General features: G+C 48.9%; 3 protein-coding genes. 1 reads left to right on the top strand and 2 read right to left on the bottom strand.

All coding sequences use genetic code 11. The annotated features are described in order from the left end of the window. Positions 1 to 612: 612 nt before the first annotated feature. Entirely contained in the window at positions 613 to 936 is a 324-nt protein-coding gene (gene trxA / locus Q0482_RS01075; RefSeq protein ID WP_299142326.1) for a thioredoxin, read from the bottom strand. Between the two features lie 537 nt (positions 937 to 1473). Here trxA and Q0482_RS01070 point away from each other — a divergent pair. Beyond that, the gene (locus Q0482_RS01070; RefSeq protein WP_299142323.1) at positions 1474 to 2760 is read left to right on the top strand and encodes an ATP-binding protein; all 1287 of its coding nucleotides are present in this window, start codon (positions 1474 to 1476) and stop codon (positions 2758 to 2760) included. Between the two features lie 67 nt (positions 2761 to 2827). On the opposite strand, the gene Q0482_RS01065 is transcribed toward Q0482_RS01070, so the two are convergent. After that, the gene (locus Q0482_RS01065; RefSeq protein ID WP_299142320.1) at positions 2828 to 3364 is read right to left on the bottom strand and encodes a nitroreductase family protein; all 537 of its coding nucleotides are present in this window, start codon (positions 3362 to 3364) and stop codon (positions 2828 to 2830) included. Positions 3365 to 4266 lie beyond the last annotated feature (902 nt).

Genomic DNA, 4266 nt, shown 5'->3' with positions numbered 1-4266 from the left:
TTAGTTGAGCATACCGACAGGAAACTATTCGCCAAGGGCTTCCTGCTGTGATGACACAATGGTTACTCATTTCAATAGGAAACTATTCACCAAGGGTTTCCTATTGAGGTGATACGCATTAGTTGAGCATACCGACAGGAAACTATTCGCCAAGGGCTTCCTGCTGTGATGACCCACATTAGTTAAGCACAACAATAGGAAACTTCATCCCAGTACGTTTTGACTCTGATTCATTATCATTTAGTACTGCATGAAGGCAATAAAAAAACCTGCTGGCGGGGAAACCAGCAGGTTTTTGGAGAGAGGGTAAATTATTATCAAGAAAATCCAAGGTAAAAATGATAAGAATCAACGCACCTCCTTTTTCTGCACAGCAGCGGGCTTTCCTTTCTTCATGGGGATTTGAATCGGGGAATCCGCCGCCTTGCTCTTAGTTGACCGTCGGTCAACTTATGTACTTATTATATCATCTTTTTTCCAAGTTGCAAGCCTTTTTTGAAATAATTTTTTATAAACAAATTTTGAAATCCTGTTATACAAATACCATCTTTAATTATTTTACATAATAAAAAAGGAGGGCTGCCTGTGCAGTCCTCCTGAAAGGCCTATGCCTTATGCCATCATGTTTTCCAGCTGGCTGATAAATTCTTCCTGGGGAACGGCGCCAATCATGCGGTTCACTTCTTCTCCGTCCTTGAAGAGGATGATGGTGGGGATGGACATGATGTCGAACTGGCCTGCCAGGTCCTGCAGTTCATCTACATCCACCTTGCAGAAGTGGATTTTGTCACCCAGCACCTTTTCTGCATTTTCCAGTACCGGAGCCATCATGCGGCAGGGCCCGCACCAGGTAGCCCAGAAGTCGATAAGGCTGTAGCCTTTGTGGTTTGTAATTTCTGTATCAAACTGTTCATTGCTGTGGATTTCGGTAATCATAGGGGTCTCTCCTTTTAAAATGTTATATTTAACTTATTCGATATATTTATTATAGCACAGATTGTCAAATAGGAAAAGGGGCCGCTTTGCGGCCCGGGTTCAAAAGGTTCGGCCCGCCGGGGGCGGGCTGGTTCATAGGGTTCAGAGGGAAAAGGTTCTTAGGATTGACCGGCCTGACAGCCGGAAGGTTCGGAGGTTTGACGGTTGACGGGGCTTTGGGCCCCGAAGGTTCTTAAGGTTCTTAGGTTTGATGGGCCCTTCGGGTCCAAGGGTTATGGTATCGCCCTGTCGGGCGATGAGTATGAAGTCAGCGTTACGGGATTTACTTCCCGCCTTCTGCTCGTCATTCTGAACGCAGTGAAGAATCTCGGTAAAAATAGTAATTGAGGAAAAGCCGATAAATACCGGTCCGCGGGAAGGCGCCTGCCCTTTTTATCAGCATATCTTTTATTTTGTCTTGTGAGCAGAACGAAAATGGGGTAATATTGTATTATGAATTGAACAATATAATCCTATTTTCGTTTTATGGAGGAAACGATGATTACCAGAGTAACCATTCAGGAGATTTTGGCTGACCAGTGGGAAACCATGTCTGAGCAGACCTTAATCAGGCGCCGCTTTTCCTGGGCCGATGAGCTGAATTACTGCCTTACCGGCATACGAAGGGCCGGAAAATCCTACATGCTTATGCAGAGGATACGGGACCTGCTGGATAAGGGAATTCCAAGAAGCGCAATTTTATATGTGAATTTTGAAGATGAACGGCTTTTGGAAATTACCGCCGGCGATTTAAACAAATTGATTGAAGTACAGGCCGAAACGGCACCGCAGCACAGGGTTTCCTATGTATTTCTTGATGAGCTCCAGAACGTAGCGGGCTGGGAGAAATTCGTGCGGCGGCTGGCGGACAGCAAGTATCATGTGTATGTAACCGGTAGCAATGCCAAAATGCTTAGTCGGGAAATCGCCACCACTCTGGGCGGCCGTTTCATGATTGAAGAGGTTTATCCTTATTCCTTTGCAGAATATTTGAAAGCCTCCGGCATGAAGCCGGACATATCCCAGGGATTGACTACCAAGGGGCGAGCCGCCATGTTTCAGGCCTTCCACTCCTACCTTATGGAAGGCTCATTTCCGGAGCTCATCGGCCTTAAATCCAAGAAATTGTATCTCAATACCATTTATCAGACCATTTATGTGGGAGATATTATCGCAAGGAACGGCGTTACCAATGAATTCGCACTGCGCTTACTGCTGAAAAAGCTGGCCGAATCGGTATGCCGCCCCATTTCCTACAGCCGGCTGGCCAATATCGTAAAAGGCAGCGGCTCTTCCATTGCCAAATCGACGGTGATTAAATATATTTCTTATATGCAGGATTCGTACCTCATTTTCCCCATCTACAATTATCAGGGTAAACTTCTGGACAAGGAAATGACCCCAAAATACTATTTCATGGACACGGGCCTGCTGAATCTGCTTACCCTTGACGGTGCCACGGCTTCATTGGAAAATCTGGCGGCCATCGACCTTGTCCGCCGTTTCGGGCAGGAAGAAGTGTACTATTATGAAAAGAATATTGAAGTGGATTTCTTTGTGCCCAACAGGCGAATGGCCGTGCAGGTGTGCTATGCGCTCCACCAGTCAGAAGAAACATGCCGCCGTGAAGTAGAAGGGCTTTTGAAATTTAACGCCCATATTCCGGGACAGAATTTATACATACTCACCGTCGGTGAGGAGGAAACCATCGAAAGAGACGGCACCGTCATTCATGTGGTGCCCATGTGGAAATGGCTGCTCAGGGATGAGCCATGCATCATATAAAAAGAAGCTGTGAAGAAATGATTGATATTTCTCACAGCTTCTTTTTTTGATTAAAGAAACAGCCGGTTTATTTCCCGGTGTACACGGTCTTCTTATGGCTGCCGTAAAGGTCAAGGAATACGGCGTCTTCGTCGTAGCGGTTGAGGCGTACCGGTTTCTTGTCCGCATAGCCTACGGCAATGATGCAGAAGGGATCCAGTTCGTCGGGGATGTCCAGGATGTGGTCCAGGTGTACTTTTCTGTCCTGGTAGGGGTATACCTGCATCCAGAGGGTGGAGAGTCCCAGATGTTCCGCTTCGATCAGGATATTCTGGGCGGCTGCGGCGCAGTCGAAGGTCCATTCTTCGGGGAAGGAAATGCCATCCTTCTTGCCCACGATGACAATGGCTGCGGATGCCTTACGGGCAGGGCCGGCGATAATGCTGTTGTGGGAAATGGCTTTGACCAGGTCTTCTCTGGTGACAATGATGAAATCCCGGGATTTCTGGTTGCCCACGGCCCTGGCCTGCATGCCTGCCTTTACCAGGGTAAGAAGTTCTTCGTCCGGCACCGGTGTTTTTTCCTTGAAATACCGGCAGGTGCCTCTTCTGAAAATTTCGTCCATGGTTCTTCCTCCTTTTATATATGCGTTCACCTGATTCTTTCTTGCTTTTATTATACCATAAATGGGCCGCTTTGCGGCCCGGGTTCAGAGGGTTCTGCGCCCTTTGGGCGCGGAAGGTTCTGAAGTTTGACGCCCACTTTGCGGGCGAAGGTTCTTAGGTTTGACAGCGTCCTTTGGACGCTGAGGGTTGTGGTGGCGGCTCCGCCGCAAGTTTATATGGGCGCCTTGCGGCTCGGTTTCAGAAGGTTCGGCCCGCCTTGGGCGTCAATGGATATATATGCCATTGCACGTCAGCAATCATACCCACTATAGAGTATCCTGTCTTTCTTATACCATTCTGCTGAATTGGCCGCTCACGCGGCCACTCCCTATCCGGCTGCGCCGGACTTACCCGAAGGGAAGCGTGTCACTGGATTCTCAGACATCGGGCCGGATGCCCAAAGGTAGGCGCCTTTATGGGCAGGCTAGGCGCCTACTTATCCGGCCTTGCGTATTCTATGCAGAATACGCACCTGCGGCTCCCTACAGCACGGCTATCACCGACTCACTGGATTCTCAGGTCGCTTAGGCTCCCCTACGAATCCAGTTCGCTGGAGTGACTCCAGTTCCCTTGCCACCCCTATTCAGGGGGCAGAATAAAGCGTCTCTATACTTGTCCTCTCCTCATAAGTTGCGCTATGTATAAAGCGGGTTGTTGTCCCCCCGCCTGCGGGGGGAAGGTGGTGCCGCAGGCACCAAAGGGGGAACCGCCGAAATGAGAAAAACACTTATGACTCATCTCTTCAGATGCCATGCTGTTAAATTGGCCGCTCACGCGGCCACCCCTTATCCGGCTCCGCCGGACTTTCCCCTATTCAGGGCAATGCTATTGCGTTAAGGCATCGACCGAAAAAAAGTTGTCA

The sequence above is a fragment of the uncultured Dialister sp. genome (assembly GCF_937959425.1).
GTDB lineage: Bacteria > Bacillota > Negativicutes > Veillonellales > Dialisteraceae > Dialister.
This window is presented reverse-complemented; position numbering and strand designations above follow the sequence as displayed.